This window comes from Bacillus sp. JJ1764 (genome assembly GCF_036962145.1).
Classification (GTDB): domain Bacteria; phylum Bacillota; class Bacilli; order Bacillales; family Cytobacillaceae; genus Neobacillus.
The window spans coordinates 1-19072 of record NZ_JBALNY010000153.1 but is presented as its reverse complement, the minus strand read 5'-3'; the positions used below and the strand labels follow the sequence as shown (position 1 = coordinate 19072).

Annotated in this window: 21 protein-coding genes; 4 read left to right on the top strand and 17 right to left on the bottom strand. The window is 38.0% G+C overall.

Features of this window, described 5'->3' with window-relative positions; genetic code table 11:
• A partial coding sequence (locus V7083_RS19235; protein ID WP_335480945.1) for a pyruvate formate lyase family protein occupies positions 1-667 on the bottom strand: 667 nt, incomplete at its 3' end.
• 415 nt (positions 668-1082) lie between these two features.
• Between V7083_RS19235 and V7083_RS19230 the strand changes: the two genes are divergently transcribed.
• Positions 1083-1382 (top strand): hypothetical protein, encoded by a 300-nt coding sequence (locus tag V7083_RS19230; protein WP_335480943.1) that lies wholly within the window; start codon positions 1083-1085, stop codon positions 1380-1382.
• 19 nt (positions 1383-1401) lie between these two features.
• Positions 1402-2190 carry a membrane protein insertase YidC gene (yidC, locus tag V7083_RS19225; RefSeq protein ID WP_335480941.1) on the top strand — a complete coding sequence of 263 codons (789 nt, stop codon included), beginning with the start codon at positions 1402-1404 and terminating at the stop codon, positions 2188-2190.
• A gap of 112 nt (positions 2191-2302) precedes the next feature.
• On the opposite strand, the gene V7083_RS19220 is transcribed toward yidC, so the two are convergent.
• Both V7083_RS19220 and crcB read right to left on the bottom strand, forming a co-directional pair.
• Positions 2303-2662 carry a fluoride efflux transporter FluC gene (locus V7083_RS19220; RefSeq protein ID WP_335480939.1) on the bottom strand — a complete coding sequence of 120 codons (360 nt, stop codon included), beginning with the start codon at positions 2660-2662 and terminating at the stop codon, positions 2303-2305.
• A complete protein-coding gene (crcB, locus tag V7083_RS19215; RefSeq protein WP_335480937.1) occupies positions 2659-3054 on the bottom strand; it encodes a fluoride efflux transporter CrcB in 396 nt (131 codons plus the stop codon). Before crcB ends, V7083_RS19220 begins: the two co-directional genes overlap by 4 nt.
• Before the next feature lie 102 nt (positions 3055-3156).
• Between crcB and V7083_RS19210 the strand changes: the two genes are divergently transcribed.
• A complete protein-coding gene (locus tag V7083_RS19210) occupies positions 3157-3744 on the top strand; it encodes a YhcN/YlaJ family sporulation lipoprotein (RefSeq protein ID WP_335480935.1) in 588 nt (195 codons plus the stop codon).
• A gap of 35 nt (positions 3745-3779) precedes the next feature.
• On the opposite strand, the gene V7083_RS19205 is transcribed toward V7083_RS19210, so the two are convergent.
• A complete protein-coding gene (locus V7083_RS19205) occupies positions 3780-3983 on the bottom strand; it encodes a DUF6501 family protein (RefSeq protein ID WP_335480933.1) in 204 nt (67 codons plus the stop codon).
• 220 nt (positions 3984-4203) lie between these two features.
• Between V7083_RS19205 and sda the strand changes: the two genes are divergently transcribed.
• Positions 4204-4329: a sporulation histidine kinase inhibitor Sda gene (gene sda, locus V7083_RS19200; RefSeq protein ID WP_435553852.1), complete on the top strand. Its 126-nt coding sequence runs from the start codon at positions 4204-4206 to the stop codon at positions 4327-4329.
• A gap of 57 nt (positions 4330-4386) precedes the next feature.
• Here the strand turns inward: sda and odhB are convergent, their stop codons facing one another.
• From odhB to trpE, 13 genes are all read right to left on the bottom strand, one after another.
• Positions 4387-5640 carry a 2-oxoglutarate dehydrogenase complex dihydrolipoyllysine-residue succinyltransferase gene (gene odhB / locus V7083_RS19195; protein WP_335480929.1) on the bottom strand — a complete coding sequence of 418 codons (1254 nt, stop codon included), beginning with the start codon at positions 5638-5640 and terminating at the stop codon, positions 4387-4389.
• A 16-nt stretch (positions 5641-5656) separates the two neighbouring features.
• The gene (locus tag V7083_RS19190) at positions 5657-8482 is read right to left on the bottom strand and encodes a 2-oxoglutarate dehydrogenase E1 component (RefSeq protein WP_335480927.1); all 2826 of its coding nucleotides are present in this window, start codon (positions 8480-8482) and stop codon (positions 5657-5659) included.
• A gap of 161 nt (positions 8483-8643) precedes the next feature.
• Positions 8644-10038, bottom strand: coding sequence for a sensor histidine kinase (locus V7083_RS19185; protein WP_335480925.1), 1395 nt, complete (start codon positions 10036-10038; stop codon positions 8644-8646).
• Complete coding sequence (locus tag V7083_RS19180; RefSeq protein ID WP_335480923.1) at positions 10035-10715, bottom strand: response regulator transcription factor; 681 nt, start codon at positions 10713-10715, stop codon at positions 10035-10037. Before V7083_RS19180 ends, V7083_RS19185 begins: the two co-directional genes overlap by 4 nt.
• A 147-nt stretch (positions 10716-10862) precedes the next feature.
• Complete coding sequence (gene mnmH, locus V7083_RS19175; RefSeq protein ID WP_335480921.1) at positions 10863-11936, bottom strand: tRNA 2-selenouridine(34) synthase MnmH; 1074 nt, start codon at positions 11934-11936, stop codon at positions 10863-10865.
• 137 nt (positions 11937-12073) lie between these two features.
• A complete protein-coding gene (locus V7083_RS19170; protein ID WP_335480919.1) occupies positions 12074-12451 on the bottom strand; it encodes a hypothetical protein in 378 nt (125 codons plus the stop codon).
• Between the two features lie 157 nt (positions 12452-12608).
• Positions 12609-13394, bottom strand: a complete 786-nt coding sequence (gene trpA / locus V7083_RS19165; RefSeq protein ID WP_335480917.1) for a tryptophan synthase subunit alpha — start codon at positions 13392-13394, stop codon at positions 12609-12611.
• Positions 13391-14596: a tryptophan synthase subunit beta gene (gene trpB / locus V7083_RS19160; protein ID WP_335480915.1), complete on the bottom strand. Its 1206-nt coding sequence runs from the start codon at positions 14594-14596 to the stop codon at positions 13391-13393. Before trpB ends, trpA begins: the two co-directional genes overlap by 4 nt.
• Positions 14596-15216, bottom strand: a complete 621-nt coding sequence (locus tag V7083_RS19155) for a phosphoribosylanthranilate isomerase (protein ID WP_335480913.1) — start codon at positions 15214-15216, stop codon at positions 14596-14598. Before V7083_RS19155 ends, trpB begins: the two co-directional genes overlap by 1 nt.
• Positions 15213-16004 carry an indole-3-glycerol phosphate synthase TrpC gene (trpC, locus tag V7083_RS19150; protein ID WP_335480911.1) on the bottom strand — a complete coding sequence of 264 codons (792 nt, stop codon included), beginning with the start codon at positions 16002-16004 and terminating at the stop codon, positions 15213-15215. Before trpC ends, V7083_RS19155 begins: the two co-directional genes overlap by 4 nt.
• Before the next feature lies 1 nt (position 16005).
• Complete coding sequence (gene trpD / locus V7083_RS19145) at positions 16006-17031, bottom strand: anthranilate phosphoribosyltransferase (RefSeq protein ID WP_335480909.1); 1026 nt, start codon at positions 17029-17031, stop codon at positions 16006-16008.
• Positions 17003-17614 (bottom strand): anthranilate synthase component II, encoded by a 612-nt coding sequence (locus tag V7083_RS19140; protein ID WP_335480907.1) that lies wholly within the window; start codon positions 17612-17614, stop codon positions 17003-17005. The genes trpD and V7083_RS19140 overlap by 29 nt, the downstream gene beginning before the upstream one ends.
• Positions 17611-18999 (bottom strand): anthranilate synthase component I, encoded by a 1389-nt coding sequence (gene trpE, locus V7083_RS19135; protein WP_335480905.1) that lies wholly within the window; start codon positions 18997-18999, stop codon positions 17611-17613. The genes V7083_RS19140 and trpE overlap by 4 nt, the downstream gene beginning before the upstream one ends.
• Positions 19000-19072 lie beyond the last annotated feature (73 nt).

Here is a 19072-nt window from a genome sequence, read left to right as displayed (position 1 = left end):
CTTTTAATTCTTTAAGTGCACGATATTGCTCAGAAAGCTCTTCACGTAGGCGGATATTATCTTCCGTCATAACAGTGCTTGTGTTGTTGAAATCTTTTTGTTTTGACTTCATTAAGAAATCAACACCGTATAATGCTACGCGGCGATAGTCACCGATAATACGTCCACGGCCATAAGCATCAGGTAAACCAGTAATAATACCAGCTTTACGGGCACGAAGCATTTCAGGAGTGTAAGCATCAAAAACACCTTGGTTATGAGTTTTACGAAAATCTGTAAAAATTTTCTCAATTTCAGGATTTAATTGATAACCATAAGCTTCACAAGCTGACTTCGCCATGCGAATTCCGCCAAATGGCTGCATGGAACGATTAAATGGCTTATCAGTTTGAACACCAACTACTTTTTCAAGATCTTCATTAAGATATCCAGGACCGTGGGAAGTAATAGTGGAAACCGTTTCGGTATCCATATCAAGTACCCCACCTTTTTCTCTTTCTTCTCTGGTTAACTCCATTACTTGAGCCCAAAGTTTATCAGTTGCTTCTGTTGCACCTGCTAAGAAAGTGTCGTCACCTTTAAATTCAGCGTAGTTCTTTTGAATAAAGTCACGAACATTCACTTCTTTTGCCCATGTACCTTCTGTAAAACCTTTCCATTGTTCCATGATTTATCACCTCTTAATTTATTGACCAAAATATATAACAGATTAATGTTCCTTTCACAATTAAAGTATAACAGCTAAAGTATGTGAAACAACGTGCAAATGTTAATAATTTGTGAAATGCGTGTTTTATAAAGATAAATTAAGTTATTTTTGAACGAATTATGAACAAGGTGTAAAACTGTACTATAAAAAAATAACAAAATAACAAAACTGTTATATAAGAAAAATGTGAGATTATCAACGTTTTTAACGTGTTAATTAGTGAAACAGCACAAAAAAACAGAAGTAGCTACTTCTGTCTTCAGTGTAAAAACTGCTATATAGCAAAACTTTGGGTTTTCATATAGTTTAATTGATTATTTGCCAATTCTCCATTATACTCTTATCATTGGCTCTTTTTTGCGAGGTGAAATATTTGTTTCAATTAATCGTTGATCATTCAGATATCAATACCTTAAACGCACTCTATTTAAGTATATATTTGGGGATTGTTCTGAAAATATTATGGGTTCGTGGCGTTGAATATTCATTTATTGGATCCATATCCAATTCCGCTGATACCAAAATCATTCACCCGCAATTTTTCCATAAAGAGAATAGCAGGTTTGCTAATAACCTGATTATTATTCGCGTTGTCAAATATATACGTAAAAAGGCATGTTCACAGGATGATTCTGAAGACCCTATTTCCTTCCTGTTTACTTCATACTATTAACTACATTTTAGGAGGAAATATGAAAAAGAAATATTCTACTTTACTATTAATTGCACTTTTATCTATGACCACTTTTATTTTATCAGCTTGTTCAACACAAGCGCAAAGCGGAAAAAATGATGGGTTTTTCCACCATTATTTTGTTAATACGTTCTCTACCATTATTAAAACCGTGGCGGATCTATTCAATGGTAATTACGGTTTAGCGATTATAATTGTCACCCTCATTATAAGACTTGCCCTTATGCCGCTGATGCTAAGACAGTATAAAAACCAAATGAATATGAAGGAAAAAATGGATGCATTAAAGCCTGATATGGATACCATCCAAAAGAAAATGAAGGCGGAAAAGGATCCTAAGAAAAAGCAGGAGCTACAAGCAGAAATGATGGGGCTTTATCAAAAGCACGGGGTAAACCCATTGAACATGGGATGTCTGCCACTTCTGATCCAAATGCCGATCTTAACTGCATTTTATTATGCGATTCGTAGTTCACACGAAATTGCCCAGCATAAATTTTTATGGTTCAGCTTAGGAAAGCCAGATATCGTCTTAACGATTCTTGCCGGGCTGATTTACTATTTTCAATTTAAAGTTTCACAGACAACCATGCCAAAACAGCAGCAGGAACAAATGAAATACATGGGGTTAATGTCTCCACTTATGATTGTTATGTTTTCATTCAGTGCTCCCTCTGCTCTACCGCTATATTGGGTAGTCGGGGGAATATTCTTAACAGCTCAAACTATGATCAGCCAAAAGCTGTATGCAAAAAAGCCTTCCGTTACACCAGTTAATCAAAAGTAAAAAAATCGATGCCTAAAAAGTTCAGTTCTTAGGTAGAAAAACTAAATTATTATATTAATTAGTCCAATTCAAAATTGAATTGGACTTTTGCTTTTGTTGTGGTGCTTCTTTTTTAAATGCTTTTTCCGACCAGTATTCCACAAAAGCTAATGAGCAGGCCAAATCCATAACTACATAATAAATATCGATTAAACAGTTGAAATTCCCCATCTCTTCTCAGCTGTACTAATTCAAGTTTCAGTGTGGAGAATGTGGTAAAAGCCCCCATAAAACCTACTCCAAAAAGAGAATACCATTGGCCCTTAACATCCGTCCCAACTAATACGCCTAACAGAAATGCCCCGACTACATTTACCGATAATGTCCCTATTGGAAAACGGGATTTCAACAGAACTTGAACGGTCTTACTCAGGGTAAAACGGGCAATAGCTCCTAAAAATCCCCCGATTGCCACCATCATGATATTATTCATGAGACATTCCCCTCCTTTTTCCTACCTATTACCCCTACTTTTAAGCCTAAATGGACAAAGTAGAGCCCGCCGATCGCACTGAGAATAAAATAAAGGAGAGCATAAAGATATTGATTAACCTCTAACAAACGGATCGTTTCCACACAAAAGGTCGAAAAAGTCGTATACGATCCAATTACGCCTGTTGTTAACGCAGTAAAAAGCTGCGGATTTCGCTCTTTTGTTTTTGCCAGCTTATTGGTTAAGAAACCTAATATAAATGCCCCAGTCAAATTAATGATCATGGTGCCAATTGGGAAGTTCCTGCCCCACAGGTAGGTACCAAACATGGATAATAGATACCTAGTCAAACTCCCCAATATACCGCCAAGACCAACATAAAGATAAATCACCAGAAAAACACTCCAATTGACTCAAATCTATCCAGAAGGATAGATCTCATTATAATTTGGAAACCTAATCGAGTAAACCATAAAAAAGGAGAATAGGACATCATGAAATTTCGTCTAATCATTATCACTGCTCTTTTTTTCACTATTAGCCTTACAGCATGTAACAATAATAATGATAATGCCGCTAGCAGGAACGGGGACAAAACAGAACTTACAAGGGTAAAATATAATATACCCAATCATGGAGGTCCCGCTATTAGCAGCGTGGATGTAAGTGATAAAAAACTTGATCGAAATGCCAATCATATAAACAACGAACTCGTCAATAATCCCCATCACACTATCCAATCACGTATGAGAGTTGCGGATCATGCTGCTAAAAAAATCGCAAACCTTCCAGGAGTTGAACGGGCAAATGTGATTGTGTCTGATGAAAAAGCGTATGTTGCTGCCAAAATGGACCGTAACACCAACAATCAACTTTCCAATCAGGTAAGAAAGCAAATCTCAAAAACAGTAAAAAGTGTTGATAAAGATATTGATCACATCTATATCTCAGCAAATCCGGACTTTTATGACCGTCTCGATACATATGCCAATAAGATTCGAAATGGAAAAGGAAAACCTTCCTCAGAATTCATAAATGAATTTACGAAAACGATGCAAAGAGTTTTTCCTGAATCAAAATAAATCAAAAATGCCTGGCGATTTACGCCAGGCTATTTTTACACATCTTGAAAGTAGTCTTTATAAAACCCGCCTACTTTTCCAGAATTATCGATGAGGTAATAAAATTCCTCGGTTTCATTTTTCACATCATATACTTTTCCGGCAGTTAACATATTGTTTACAATGTACTTTTCAGCATTGGTATGTACGCATTTCACCTGTTTAATGGTGTCTCGTTCCCGCCAATTTAAATGAATCATGGTGCTCACCGTCCTCTTCAATATTGTCCAACCTCTAGTATAATCAAAACCATCAACATGGTGCAACTGCAGAAAAAAGGTTTTTCTATACTCCAATAAATAGTGACAAAATTATGGATATTCATAATTTATGGTTCTCAAAGTAAGCGCTACCTATTACAATAGTAAAAACTGAATATTCAATCCGTTTTCCAAGGAGGGCATTCTAAAGTTGAAAATTATGAGTAACGAGCAGTTAATCGTATCGTATCGGGATGCATTAAAGTCTGGCAAGGAAAAGGAATGGATCAAAATTTTAAAGGATGAAATTGAACGCAGGGGATTAAAACCAATCATTGTCCGCTAGATGAATAACCTAAGAAACCGCTGAACATAAGGGTGCTTCAGCGGTTTTCCTATTTAATTATCCATTAAGCAATAATTTTTCCGGATCCTCTAGCAATTCTTTCACCATACTGAGGAAACTCACTGCTTCTTTCCCATCGACAATTCGATGATCATACGATAACGCAACATACATCATTGGCCGATTTTCCATCTTCTCTTTATCAATGGCAACTGGACGGAGTTGAATTTTATGCATCCCTAATATACCAACTTGCGGCCCGTTTAAAATGGGTGTAGACAGCAGAGAACCGAAAACTCCCCCATTTGTAATGGTAAACGTTCCTCCTTGAAGATCCTTTAATCCTAATTTGTTCGCTTTTGCTTTGTCGGCTAGCCCAATAATTTCTCCTTCTATCTCAGCAAAAGATTTTTTGTCCGCTTCTCTAACTACAGGTACAACAAGGCCTTCTTCTGCAGCAACTGCTATTCCAATATCATAAAACTTTTTAACCAAGAGCTGATCCCCTTGAATCTCCGCATTTAAATATGGATATTTTTTTAGAGATGCCACTACCGCTTTTGTAAAAAAAGACATAAACCCAAGTCTTACATTATGTTCCTCAAAAAACTGATCTTTTCTTCGCTTTCTGATATTCATGATAGCGGTCATATCTATTTCATTAAAAGTTGTCAACATCGCAGCAGTTTGTTGAACTTCTACAAGGCGTTTAGCAATGGTTTGTCTTCTTCTTGACATTCTCTCATAAATAATTGGCTTTGCCTCTTCGAACAACTTCGTTTCTGACTGGCTATCCTTTTCGGAAGTTTGAATTGAGATTGGTTTCTGTTCGTGTACAAAAGAGGAAACATCCTGTCTTCTGATTCTTCCAAGCGGATCTGTACTCTGGATATCCTCCAATTTAATCCCTTTCTCTCTTGCTAACCTCCGTGCAGCTGGAGAAGCAACTGGCCGTGGGGAATCTGCATTTTCCTGCTCTTTATTTGGTGAAATGGCAGCATTAATCTTTTGCTGGGATTCGATCGCTGGCTCCTCTATTTGAAATTTCGATTGTGTTTCGGCTCTTGTAATTGCCTCGTTTTCACTTAAGATTGCAATCGTTTCCCCTACTCTAACGGTATCTCCCTCAGTAAACTTCTGTTCGGATAAGGTGCCAGAAAAATCTGAGATCATTTCAATATTTACTTTATCAGTTTCCAGCTCAACCAGATATTCTCCTTTTTCTACATAATCTCCAATATTTTTCAGCCATTTTGCAATTGTACCCTCTGTAATGGATTCTGCTAACTCGGGAACCTTGATTTCGAACATCAGGAATACCCCCTTATTACACTTTCGTCAGTGCGTCAGTGATTATTTTTGATTGAATCAGTTTATGAATATGAGATTCACCCTCAGCAGGACTTGAACGGCGGCGGCGACCAATAAATCTCACTCTTATATCGTTTGGTGTCAGTTCATTAATACGAGGCTCAACAAATGTCCATGCCCCCATATTTTTAGGTTCCTCTTGAAGCCAAATGAATTCTTTTGCATTTGGATATTTCGCTAAAATTGTTTTAAGTTCATTTGTAGGGAACGGATATATTTCTTCTATTCGAAGTAGTTGTAGCCAACTCATGCGAACCTGATCTTTTAGAAATTCTGCAGCATCAATGGCCATTTTTCCTGTACAAAACACCATTCTCTCCACATGGTCATTTAGATCATTAGACGGATAGTGCTCGATAATAGGTTTGAATTCTCCTTCACTTAACTCATTCCCCTGTGAAGCAACAAGCGGATTTCTTAACAGACTTTTGGGTGACATCACAACAAGTGGCCTAATCTCATCTTTCGTCAAAAGTGCCGCCTGTCGCCTCAATATATGAAAATATTGTGCAGCGCTTGTCAAATTAACAACCGTCCAGTTCTTTTCCGCAGCAGATTGGAGAAAACGTTCAAGTCTTGCACTAGAATGCTCTGGTCCCTGGCCCTCATATCCATGCGGAAGTAGCAGGACCATTCCGGATTTTTGTCCCCATTTTGCCCTGCCCGCAGCAATAAACTGATCAAATATCACTTGGGCCGCATTGGCAAAATCGCCATATTGCGCCTCCCAGATCACCAAAGTATCTGGCGAAAATACATTATAGCCATATTCAAACCCGACTACAGCCGCTTCCGTTAACGGGCTGTTATAAACTGCAAAGGACGCAGCAGCATCAGGAAGATGGTGCAGTGGAATAAATCTCTCGCCTGTCTGATAATCATGTAATACCAAATTTCTTTGGGCAAAGGTTCCGCGCTCAGAGTCCTGACCCGTTACACGAATCGGAGTTCCATCCGCCAAAATGGCAGCGAACGCCAAGGTTTCTGCCAGCGCCCAATCCACATTGCCATTATCACGAAATGCATCTTTTCGTCTTAATAAGATCTTCTCCAATTTATGAAATACCTTAAAATTATCTGGCCATTTTAATAGCTCTTCGTTCATTTTCTTTAATCTGGTTAAAGGAACGCCTGTCACAATATTTTCTTTATCCCGAATATAGACTGGCGGCTCTGGTATTTCCCTCTTGTCATCAGTCTTAATTGATGACACCTTTTGATAGGCTATTTTTAACCTTTCGAGAATACTCGTTTCAATTTGGTTAATAGTATCTTCTTTTATGATGCCTAAATTGATTAAGTACTCACTGTAAATTCTCCTAACAGTGGGATGTTTGCTTACTTTTGTATACATGAGTGGGCTGGTAGTCATTGGTTCATCCATTTCATTATGTCCAAATCGTCGGTATCCAATTAAATCGATTAATACATCCTTTTTAAACACCGAACGATATTCAGCTGCTAATACGGCTGCTGACAAACATGCCTCAGGGTCGTCAGCATTAACATGCAGGATTGGAATCTCATAACCCTTAGCCAAATCACTGGCATAACGTGTAGAACGGGAATCGCCTGATTCAGTGGTAAACCCAATCATATTATTTGATATGATATGAATGGTTCCTCCTGTTCGATAGCCTTTCAAACGGCTTAAATTTAACGTTTCAGCAACAATGCCTTCCCCTGGGAAAGCAGCATCACCGTGAATAAGGATCGCTAGAGCAGCCTTATTAGACTCATTAGGGTAACCGGGGTTTTCTCTGTTATCCTGGGCAGCACGTGTAAACCCTTCAACTACTGCACCAACGTATTCCAAATGGCTTGGATTATTGGCAAGTGTAATTTTTGCTTTTTGAATATTGTCTGAAAGCTGGCGATTTAAACCTAAATGATACTTTACATCACCAGTCCAACCAAAATTGATTCCTATTGAACCTTCAGATGGTACAAGTTCTTTGTTCGGTGCATGTTGAAATTCTGCAAAGATCATTTCATATGGTTTTCTCAGCACATGTGCCAAAACATTTAATCTGCCTCGGTGAGCCATACCAATATTGATAAACTCAGCTCCATGTTTAATCGCCTCAATCATAATTTCATCAATTAGCGGAACCATTGCATCCAGTCCCTCAATTGAAAATCGTTTCTGGCCCACAAACGTTTTATGAAGAAATTTTTCAAATTCTTCTACTTCTGTTAACCTTTTTAAAATACTAATCCTTTTTTCGGCCGTTATGGTTGAATTATGCTGGATATTTTCGATACGGTCTATCAGCCAATTTTTTTCTGTCTCATTATGCACATGATGAAATTCATAGGCAATTGTTTTTGTGTAAACATCTAATAAATGTTGATAGGCTTCAAGAGCAGAAGGAAAGTAGGCAGAACCATCTTTAATCATGATGTCAGCAGGCAGCATTTTTAAATCAGTTTCGGAAAGATTAAATCTTCCGGGGTTTAATTGATTAACATCTATTCTACTGCTCTTTAGTGGATTTATATCAGCAACGAGATGTCCGTAATGACGAATATGTTCCGCTAACTTAATTGCGGCAAACATTTTATCATTTGACACTTGCAAAGGAGAATGTTCTGTCACTTGAAGAGTTCCATCAGTTACATTACGGAAATCAGCTTCATCGATTGTTTCAAATAATTGCCTTAAATCAGCTTCTATATCTTGTGGATTTCTTAGGAATTTCTCAAACTGTTCAATAACATAACCTAAATTAGGACCAAAAAATTGACTTAAATATTGGTTTTCTTCAGGTTTCATCCTCATTTTCCATGTTCCCCCCACTATATATGTATCTTTTTTCAAGCAGCATATTTAGCATAAATCAATATATTACTATGTAATCGATCCAATATAGTGTGTGTAATGAACCATCAAAAAATTAAAGTATAAAAAAATGGACCATTCCGGTCCATTTAACATCATTATTAGGTGCGAATGATCAACGTAACTTTTGTTCCTACCCCTTCTTTACTCTCAATTACAATTGATCCATGATATTTATCGATGATTTGTTTTGCGATAGAAAGACCCAGTCCAGTACCTCCACTTTCGCGTGACCTTGCTTTATCTACCCGATAAAACCTGTTAAATACATTGGAAATTTGCTCACTCGGAATTCCAATTCCATGGTCACTCACTGTAATACAAATATGATTTTCCATTTGTTTCACTGTAATTTCAATCGTTTTATTTTCGGGTGAATATTTTATAGCATTATCAATTAAAATGATTAAGATTTGTTCCAAGTGCTGTTCAGAAATTGCTGCATGAGGAATCTGTTTGTCTAAATCCAATACTAGAACATAGTCAGGATGAAGCAGTTCCAAATTTTTAACTAAACGAATTAGAATTTCATATACATCTGCTTTAGTTACTGTAGTGACCCATTGATTCTCTACCCTTGTAAGTGTTAGCAAATCATTGATTATTTTTTTTAGGCGATTGATTTCCTGGAGTGAGGCACCTAAAGACTCTTCTAAAATGGTAGGATCCTTTTTACCCCAACGGTTTAGTAGAGAAACGTGTCCTTCAAGGATTGAGACCGGTGTTCTTAACTCATGGGAGGCGTCCTCAACAAATTGTTTCTGCTGCGTGAAGGACTTTTCTAGATTATCCATCATTTCATTAAAAACATTGATCAAATCAGATAATTCGTCCTTTTGAGAGGAAGCTTCCATCCTCTCATGAAATCCATTTTCTTTAATACGCTTCATAGTATTAGCCAGAGCTCTTACAGGTCTTAAAAGTTGACTTGCTAATACATATCCACTTAATGCACTTAAAAGAATAGCCGCCATTCCAAAAACCGTCATTCCCCAAGCTAAGTTCTTCATCATTTCATGATAACTTTTTAATTGACGAATGACTTCAATGGTCCCGGTAAAGTACTTTACATTTAATGAGTATCTTGCAACAAGTAAATCTTTATCTTCAAAATATACTCTCTCTACTCGTTGGCTAAATCCAGGATTGGGTTCTAATACTGAAAAACTAACATTCTTATCAGAAATAATGATAGCTCCTCTTTGATCATATACCCTGATCATTTGATCCTTGGTATTCATTTTCTTTAAAAAGAGGCCGCTGCTTTTAATATCTTTTTCAGTTAAAGTATCCTCATTTTGCTTATAAAAAGTTGCAATATCGGTAAGCGTTTTTTTTACATTGCTTTCCTCCCGATTCATCATCCATTTTGAGACCATATGATATTCCATCAAACTGAACAATAAAAAGGCCAAAAAAATAGCGATTGCCCCACTTAACATTAATTTGATTTTCCAAGGGAGTTTTTTTATGAAATTTGCTGAATTTTGTTTCATCTCATTACATATCCAATTCCGCGGACAGTTTGTATATAGCTTCCATCTTCTTCTTTGTTATCAATTTTATTTCTTAAATATCTAACATAAACATCGACAACATTTGTTTCAATTCCGGTATGATAACCCCAAACTTTATTCAGTAAGACTTCCCGCGATAACACTATATTAATATTGCTTATAAAAATAACAAGCAGATCATATTCCCGTTTGGTGAGAGTAATGATATCCTCCCCTTTTTTGACCACACAGGATTCCAATTCTACTGTAAGGTCCTTAAAAGTAATTGTCGTTACCTCATGAGATGTGATGGCTTCTATCCTCCGAAGCAGTGACCTTAAGCGCGCCAGTAATTCTTCTATGGCGAAGGGCTTAACAATATAATCATCTGCCCCACTGTCAAGACCGGAAACACGGTCAAGTACACTATCCCGTGCCGTAATCATCATGATTGGCACAGTCTTATTACTTTGTCTGATTCTTCGACATACTTCCAACCCATTCAATTCAGGCAGCATTAAATCAAGAAGGATGGCATCCCAGTTTTCTGCTTCTGCCAACTGTAATCCACTCCGCCCATCAGTGGCTATTTTGGTTTCATAGCCTTCATGATTCAGTTCCAATTCCATGAATCTTGCTAGGTTTTTTTCATCCTCTATTATTAATAATCTTGTCATAGTTATCACGTCCGATTAGAATTTATACCATTATTGTAACTAATTGACCTTTCTAAATAAAATATTATCCTGTTTGAAGGAAATCGAAATGAAAAATAAATGAGAATTTGCTTAAAAATATCAAAAAGCCCACGCAGATACGTGAGCCTAAACATTTTTTAGTGTCATGATTGGATGGAATGATAATTCTTCAAGTTTTATTGCTATTTTTTCAGCAGCATCTTCAGGATTCTCTGCGTAAATATCATAAAAGGTTCCTCCATATTCTTGTCTGGCATGATCATAACGGGGATCATAATAATGTTCCAGTAGAATTGGGATTATTTCGCGATAATTCCGCTCATTCAAGAACTCAATAAGACTTGTTTTTAGCTCCGTATTTTTAATTCGTTTTAATACCCTTTCTATGCCTTGAGAAATTTTTGTGTGAAACCACTCTTCATTTTGATACGGTAGGATATATTCTGAATCAAGAAGCTTTACTCTTTGTTCAATGGTTGTGTGCAAATAAATATTAATCCCGTTAAATTTTACATCCATTAGTTTCTCAGGCTGCACCGCTTTACCAATTCTCTTACTTTCTGCTTCCACAAGAAAGTAATCAGAAGGATTAATGTCCTGTAACCCTTTAAATAATAAAGAATCAAAGGTTTTTTGATTATTGCCTTCACCTAGTCCGATTGTCCCGAATATGGAGCCTCGGTGGGCAGCCATGTCCTCAAGATCCAAAACAGGAAAGCCTTTTTTGGTTAATATTTTTAATACTTCGGTTTTCCCGACACCTGTCATGCCGTGAAGGACTACCGATTGATTTGGAATCATGCTTGGAGTATTTTCAAGTATATAGTGACGATATGCTTTATAGCCACCTATTAACTTCCAGGCATAAATGCCTGCAAATTCTAAAAATGTCACGACTGCTTTACTGCGCATTCCGCCCCGCCAACAATGAATAACCAGCTCACCTTTTAATTGATAGGATTTAATCGTATGAAGCAATTCAGGAATTTTCGGGGACACTAACTCCATAGCACGCCATTTAGCCGCTGCCTGTCCATCATTTTTATATATTGTTCCAATTTCCTGACGCTCTTCATCTGTAAATAACGGGATATTAATAGCCCCGGGAATTGCTCCATCCTTAAACTCAATCGGTGAGCGTATATCAATGATCATTGGATTTTTAATGGTAAACAATTCTTCAACAGAAATTTCTTTCATTTTAGTACGCTCCTTAAAAAAACAAAACAAAACTTCCTAATATGGAAGTTTTCATTCGTGCATTCAATATATAATGATTATAAAGAAGTTTCACACAGCTATCAAGTTGATGTCATTTCCATTTAAAAATGATAGAGTCATCGAAAAGTAATCCCAGTTAATCGTTCTAATGCCAGGCAAAACCTTCCCCAGTTCATTGGAAAATCCTCTCCTCCTTCACACATATATACCTGTCCATCTGTTGTTAACTTAACAGACCAATATTCCCCTTCAAGGATTATTCCAGATTCTTTACGATAGTTTGGCTCCCATTCCCAAATTTTCAACAAAGAAATTTCTTTTTTAAATTCCTCTATACTACCTGGCCTGACCCACTGCAGATTGGAAAACGGCTTAGGATGTTCTCTATTTCTCCATTCTAAAAAGACAAATCTGTTCTTAATAAAATTCACTTGTATATGAAAGGAAACTCCACCAAAGCGATCTAATTTTACTGATATTTCATTGACTCTCATATTCTTCTCATTCCTATATAAACAAGCATCATTAATTAACATTATAATGAATAAGCAGCGTTTTTTGCTGTAACAAATGACACGTTCACGAACCATATTTGTTACGATTTTTCATATAAGAATAAAAGGTCTGTTCCCTTTGAACAGACCTTTCTTTTTAAGCTAAATGGGTTATTTGTTTGTAGCTAGTCATAAAGCTGGCTAATTCATCGAGTTGGTTACTTGTAAATAAATCAACGATTTTACTTCCAACAACAACCCCGTCACAGTATTTCGTCAATTCCTTTACCTGCTCCGCATTGGATATGCCAAAGCCCGCCAAAACAGGAATTGGACTCACTTCTTTTACTCTTTTCAAAAATGAGTAGAGTTCATGATCAAATTCATTTCTTGTTCCGGTAATTCCTTTTACTGTCACCGTATATAAAAATCCTCTTCCATTGCTCGCCAATTGTTTTATTCGTTCAATTGGTGTTGTAAGGGTCGCCAGCCGGATCAATTCTATTCCTACCTTTTCTAAATGCGGGGCTATAAGTTCCTCTTCTTCCATTGGGAGGTCAGGTATTATACATCCATCTACTCCTGCTTTTTTGATATCTTCAATGAATGATTCGATTCCATAAGCATAAACCGGATTTAAGTAGGTCATTAAAATAATGGGAATGGAGATTTTGTCTCTCCCTTGGCTAATTGCTGCAATAATACCTTTTAAGGTAGTTCCATGCTCTAGTGCCCTAATGCCCGCCAATTGAATCGTAGGACCATCCGCAACAGGGTCGGAAAAAGGAACACCTACTTCAATGGCTGTTGCTCCGCATTCTTCTAAAATACTAAGCCGCTTTACCAGGTTCTCTAATCCGCCATCACCAGCCATGATATAAGGAACAAACGCCTTTCCTTTCGTTTCATTTAAAACTTGAAAAGCTCGTTCAATTCGATTCATTTTCCATATCCTCCTTCCAATCTTGCCTTTACAGCATCTACATCTTTGTCACCTCTACCGGATAAGCAAACCACAATATTTTCCTCTGGTTTCATTTGCTGTGCTAATTTTACGGCAAAGGCAACGGCATGTGCGCTCTCCAGAGCAGGAATGATACCTTCTTGTTTGGATAACAACTGGAAAGCTTCAAGTGCTTCTTGATCAGATATTGATTGATAGGATGCACGGCCGATATCTTTCAAATAGCTATGTTCTGGGCCTACTCCAGGATAATCGAGGCCGGCGGAAACCGAATGTGCTTCTTGAATTTGGCCGTCCTCATTCTGCAATAAATACATGAGAGCCCCATGTAATACTCCTGGCTTTCCTTTTGTTAAGGATGCGGCATGAAAAGGAGTATCAATTCCCTTTCCTGCTGCCTCTACTCCGTATAAACTTACTTCTTTATCTTCAATAAATGGATAGAACATCCCCATAGAATTGCTGCCACCTCCGATACAAGCAACAACCGCTTCCGGAAGATGGTGATTTTCCTCTAAAAATTGTGCTTTTGTTTCCGATCCAATAACACTTTGAAAATCCCTTACCATCATCGGAAAAGGGTGCGGGCCCATGACCGAGCCCAAAAGATAGTGGGTATCATCCACATTTCCTACCCAGTATCTCAGTGCTTCGTTTACCGCATCTTTTAAGGTCGCACTTCCAGAGGAGACACCAACCACTTTTGCTCCCAACAATTCCATACGGAACACATTCAAGGATTGGCGCTTAATATCTTCTTCTCCCATAAAAATGATACATTCCAAGTTTAATAGAGCACAGACAGTAGCGGTTGCAACACCATGTTGCCCTGCTCCTGTTTCAGCGACAATTTTACGCTTCCCCATTCGCACTGCCAGAAGCGCCTGGCCAATTGCATTATTGATTTTATGTGCACCTGTATGGTTCAAATCCTCCCTTTTTAGGTAAATTTTCGCGCCACCGGCATGCTTAGTTAAGTTTTCAGCAAAATATAACGGGGTTTCTCTTCCGACATATTTTTTTAATAAGTATTGATATTCCTTTTGAAATTCCGGATCAATTTTTGCTTCTTCATATGCATTGCTTAATTCTGTGACTGCCTTCATCAGTGTCTCCGGAACAAATCTTCCACCGTAAATGCCAAAATGGCCTTTTTCATTTGGTAATGTATAAGTATTCATTATTTCCCCTCCAATAGTGCTCCCTTTGCATTTTCGATAAAAGTTTTTACTTTGCTTAAATCTTTGCACCCATCTGTTTCTACCCCTGAACTCACATCCACCATATAGGGATGAATGATATTGATTGCTGCTTTAACATTATCAGGGTTCAAGCCACCAGCTAAGATGATATTCTTATCTTGAAGTAAGTCAATATTTACTTGATTCCAATCAAATGCCGTTCCATTGCCGCCCCGATATTTCCCCTTTGGACCATCAAGCAACACAAATTCAGCAGGAAATTGATTATTTTTGGCTAATGCTTCATTATCCTGAAAACTAATCGCTTTGATGACTGGTAATGAGAGGGATTGACAGAATTCAGCTGTTTCATCCCCATGTAGTTGAATATGGGTCAGCCCGGTAAAAGTTGCTATTCTGTTAATTTCTTCACTTGTTTCGTTAACAAAAACTCCAATTTTCAGAACATGCTTCGGTAAATGCGAAATAATTTCTCTTGCCTGCTGTTCCGTTACTTTACGCTTGCTTTCGGCAAACACAAAGCCAATGGCATCAGCCCCAAAGCGGGCAGCAGCGATACCGGTTTCTACATCCATAATTCCGCAAATTTTTACTTTCATCGTTTTACTCCTTGCCCTAATGGTAATCGAAAGTCTGAAAACATCTGCTTCATATTCTGACTTCTCATAAATGCCTCACCAACTAAAATGCCATTTGCACCCGCATGAATGACCCGTTTAACATCTTCCTGATGATGGATACCACTTTCACTTATTAGGAAGGCACCAGCATTTTTCACTTTGGCTGCTAATGATTCTGTTACCTCAAGAGAAACATGGAAAGTTTTTAAATTACGATTATTAACCCCAATCAATTTAGCCCCGATACTAATGGCTGTTTCGAGTTCAGCTTCATTGTGAACTTCTACCAATACGTCTAGTCCCCTATTTGCTGCATACTGATAAAGTTCTTTTAGCTGTTCTTTTTCTAACGCTGCAACGATGAGCAGGATGATATCGGCCCCGAATGAGTCTGCCTGATCAATTTGAATCGGATCAATGATAAAGTCCTTACATAGTACAGGGAGTTGAACAGCTTCCCGAACCTCCTTTAAATCAGAAAACGACCCTTTAAAAAAGGTTTGATCCGTCAGAACCGAAATGGCACCAGCACCGAATTTTTCATATTGTATCGCCTGAATGCTAGGCATCGATTGGTTATTGATGATTCCTTTTGAAGGGGAAGCCCGCTTAAACTCTGCAATGATGGTCAGTTCTTTCGCTGATTGTAATTTATCAATAAATGGCCTTTTTTGATGACGATCATGATCAAAGTGCATTCCAGTTTCCTGAAGATTCTGAATCTCTAATTTCTTCTGCTTGATTATTCGCTCCAAAATAGTTGCCATTTTATATCGCCTCTCTCTGTTTCGCCCTGGATTTCTCAATTAGTGTATTTAATTTTTCAATGGCAGCACCTGAATCAATCACTTCACGAGCTAATTCAACACCGGCTACAATGGTCCCTGCCTTTCCGGCCGTATAAATGCCAATTCCAGCGTTCAATAATACGGTATCCCGGTAGGCACCGCGCTTACCCTTTAACACATCCAATAATATTTCTGCATTATCCTTTGAATCTCCACCTTTTATCGAACTGTTATCGTAAACTGGGAGATCGAATTCTTCTGGTGTAAATAAATGATTGGAGATATGTCCATCTTCTAAAAGCGTAAAATGGTTTTCACCTTGGAGGGATGCTTCATCCATAAATCCTGCACCATTGATCACGACCGCTCGTTTGCGCCCTAATTGCTTAAGTACTTCAGCGAAGACATTCAGTAAGTCCCTACGGTAAACCCCCAGTAATTGATACTCCAATTCGATCGGATTAGTTAAGGGGCCGATGAAGTTAAAAATCGTCGGGATTTTTAATTGTCTGCGAACCGTCATGACCTTTTTTAATTTGGGATGAACATGTGGAGCAAATAAGAAAGCCAAACCTACTTCTTCTAGAAGTTCCTCCGTGCTTTCAACAGGTAAATTCAAATTGACACCTAAATATTCCAAAACATCCGCACTCCCAGTTTTACTGGAGACACTCCGGTTACCGTGCTTAGCAACAGGAATACCTGCTCCGGCAAGAACAAATGCCGATGTTGTGCTTACATTAAAGCTTGAGGACCCATCACCGCCCGTACCACAATTATCAATCGCGTTGACGAATTTCTTTTTAAATGGCAAGGTGTTGGCCTTCATGGCTTTGACGATTCCAACTATTTCATCTACGGTTTCACCCTTTGATTTCAATCCCATTAGAAAGGCAGCGATTTCCGATTCAGAAACTTCCTCACCCAGTAAAAAGTCCACAGCTTCCTGCATTTGGTATTCTGAAAAGGATTTTTGTTCAGCTAATTGAAGCAGATATTCTTTCATGGCGATCGTTCCTTTCAATTTCATATAAAAAGTTTTTAAGAATTTGTTTGCCTGCAGGCGTTCCGATTGATTCTGGATGGAACTGCATTCCGTATACTGGGTATTTATAATGTTTGATAGCCATAATTTCCTGATCATCCATCGCCTGAGCGATACATTCAAGCTGATGTGGCATACTGCTTTTTTCAATCGTTAAAGAATGATAACGCATCACTTCTAATGGTGATGTCTGATAGGTAAAAATCGTCCCACCATTATGCTTGATAAAGGATGTCTTTCCATGCTTGATTTGGGAAGCCCTCTTGATTTCACATCCGAATGCTGCTCCGATTGCCTGATGACCTAAACAAATACCTAAAATCGGAATTTCCTGATAAAAAGTTTGGATTAGAGGAATACAGATTCCGGCCTCTTCTGGCCTGCCCGGTCCAGGAGATAGGATTATGGCTTTAGGGTTTAAAGCTTTTATTTCTTCCAAAGTGATTTGGTTATTTCGAATTACCTTGATCTCTTCACCCAATTCCCCCAAATATTGATATAGGTTAAAGGTAAACGAATCAAAATTATCAACTAGAAGTATCATCCTGCACCCTCCAAAAACGTTTTTAATTTATTCAAGGTTTCTTCATACTCATTTTCAGGGTTTGAATCGTGAACAATTCCGGCGCCGGCCTGAATATAGGCTGTATTATCTTTTAAAATCATCGTTCGAATCGCCAGGGCAAAATCGATATTTCCATTTACGGATAAGTATCCTACGGCTCCTGCGTAAAGGCCGCGTTTTGATTGCTCAAGGGTGTTGATAATTTCCATTGCCCTGACCTTCGGTGCTCCGGATACTGTTCCGGCAGGCAAGCACGCGGCAAGCGCATCAAGCGGTGAATAATCAAGATGTAGTGTTCCGCTAATTTCAGATACGAGGTGCATCACATGTCGGTATTTCTCCACTGCCATATATTTATCAACCTGAACCGAGCCAAACTCACAGACTTTTCCGAGATCGTTCCTTCCCAAATCCACTAGCATTTTGTGTTCTGCCAACTCTTTTTCATCCTGTAACAGTTCCTTTTCGATTTCCTCGTCTTCCGCTAGATTCGTCCCTCTCCTTTTTGTCCCGGCAATCGGATTAGCTATCACTGTTTTCCCCCTTGTTTTAATTAAGCTTTCAGGTGACGAGCCAATGACGACGTAATCTTCAAAATCGATATAAAACATATATGGAGTAGGATTATTAGCACGATGCTTTCGATAAAGAGATAAAGGCGCACCTTGATATTGAGACTTCATTCTTCGAGAAAGCACCACTTGGAAAATATCGCCCGCTAGAATATGTTCCTTCGCAATCTCAACATTTTTGATAAAGGTTTCTTTAGACATTTCAGAATGAAAACCTGATAAAGCAAAGGGGAGTTCTTCTTCATAGACATTTGCTTGTTTAAGTTCTTCGATTCTTTTACACATTCTCTCTTCTACTGTTTTTTCTGTACTTGTTTCTAACAATGGGAGACCGAAAATATAAACTTTTTCCTCATGATGATCAAATACAATTACCTCTTCAAAGAACAATAAATGGACATCCGGCATATTTAATTGATTCGAATATTCCTGGCCAATTACCTCAAATTGTCTGACAATGTCATATCCAACATAACCAATTGCTCCGCCAATAAATGGGATTTGCGAATCTTCCATTGCCTTTATCGGGAAAAGTTCTTTTAAGATCTCCAATGGATTTCCATGAAGATTTCTCGTTTCCCCAGTGCGATTGATTAATACATTTTCTTTCCCGATAGAAATAATTTCAAACGCCGGATCAGCACCAATGAATGAATAACGGCCAGAATGATTAAATTTATGAGAACTTTCCAATAAAAATTTTTTCTTGCCACTTATCTTTTGAAGAATTGATATTGGAGTGAGGACATCACCTCTAATTTCCTTCCTTAACACATTGGTTTGTGTTTCCATGTTTTTTTACCCCTTTCTGAATAAAAAAAAATCGTCCTCTATGCGCATAAATAAATATTTATGCGCATAGAGG

Bases quoted from the DNA above. Each gene is read 5' to 3' on its own strand.
- yidC (WP_335480941.1), top strand. From the start codon at position 1,402: ATGAAAAAGAAATATTCTACTTTACTATTAATTGCACTTTTATCTATG.
- V7083_RS19220 (WP_335480939.1), bottom strand. From the start codon at position 2,662: ATGAATAATATCATGATGGTGGCAATCGGGGGATTTTTAGGAGCTATT.
- V7083_RS19210 (WP_335480935.1), top strand. From the start codon at position 3,157: ATGAAATTTCGTCTAATCATTATCACTGCTCTTTTTTTCACTATTAGC.
- V7083_RS19205 (WP_335480933.1), bottom strand. From the start codon at position 3,983: ATGATTCATTTAAATTGGCGGGAACGAGACACCATTAAACAGGTGAAA.
- sda (WP_435553852.1), top strand. From the start codon at position 4,204: ATGAGTAACGAGCAGTTAATCGTATCGTATCGGGATGCATTAAAGTCT.
- odhB (WP_335480929.1), bottom strand. From the start codon at position 5,640: ATGTTCGAAATCAAGGTTCCCGAGTTAGCAGAATCCATTACAGAGGGT.
- V7083_RS19190 (WP_335480927.1), bottom strand. From the start codon at position 8,482: ATGAGGATGAAACCTGAAGAAAACCAATATTTAAGTCAATTTTTTGGT.
- V7083_RS19185 (WP_335480925.1), bottom strand. From the start codon at position 10,038: ATGAAACAAAATTCAGCAAATTTCATAAAAAAACTCCCTTGGAAAATC.
- V7083_RS19180 (WP_335480923.1), bottom strand. From the start codon at position 10,715: ATGACAAGATTATTAATAATAGAGGATGAAAAAAACCTAGCAAGATTC.
- mnmH (WP_335480921.1), bottom strand. From the start codon at position 11,936: ATGAAAGAAATTTCTGTTGAAGAATTGTTTACCATTAAAAATCCAATG.
- V7083_RS19170 (WP_335480919.1), bottom strand. From the start codon at position 12,451: ATGAGAGTCAATGAAATATCAGTAAAATTAGATCGCTTTGGTGGAGTT.
- trpA (WP_335480917.1), bottom strand. From the start codon at position 13,394: ATGAATCGAATTGAACGAGCTTTTCAAGTTTTAAATGAAACGAAAGGA.
- trpB (WP_335480915.1), bottom strand. From the start codon at position 14,596: ATGAATACTTATACATTACCAAATGAAAAAGGCCATTTTGGCATTTAC.
- V7083_RS19155 (WP_335480913.1), bottom strand. From the start codon at position 15,216: ATGAAAGTAAAAATTTGCGGAATTATGGATGTAGAAACCGGTATCGCT.
- trpC (WP_335480911.1), bottom strand. From the start codon at position 16,004: ATGGCAACTATTTTGGAGCGAATAATCAAGCAGAAGAAATTAGAGATT.
- trpD (WP_335480909.1), bottom strand. From the start codon at position 17,031: ATGAAAGAATATCTGCTTCAATTAGCTGAACAAAAATCCTTTTCAGAA.
- V7083_RS19140 (WP_335480907.1), bottom strand. From the start codon at position 17,614: ATGATACTTCTAGTTGATAATTTTGATTCGTTTACCTTTAACCTATAT.
- trpE (WP_335480905.1), bottom strand. From the start codon at position 18,999: ATGGAAACACAAACCAATGTGTTAAGGAAGGAAATTAGAGGTGATGTC.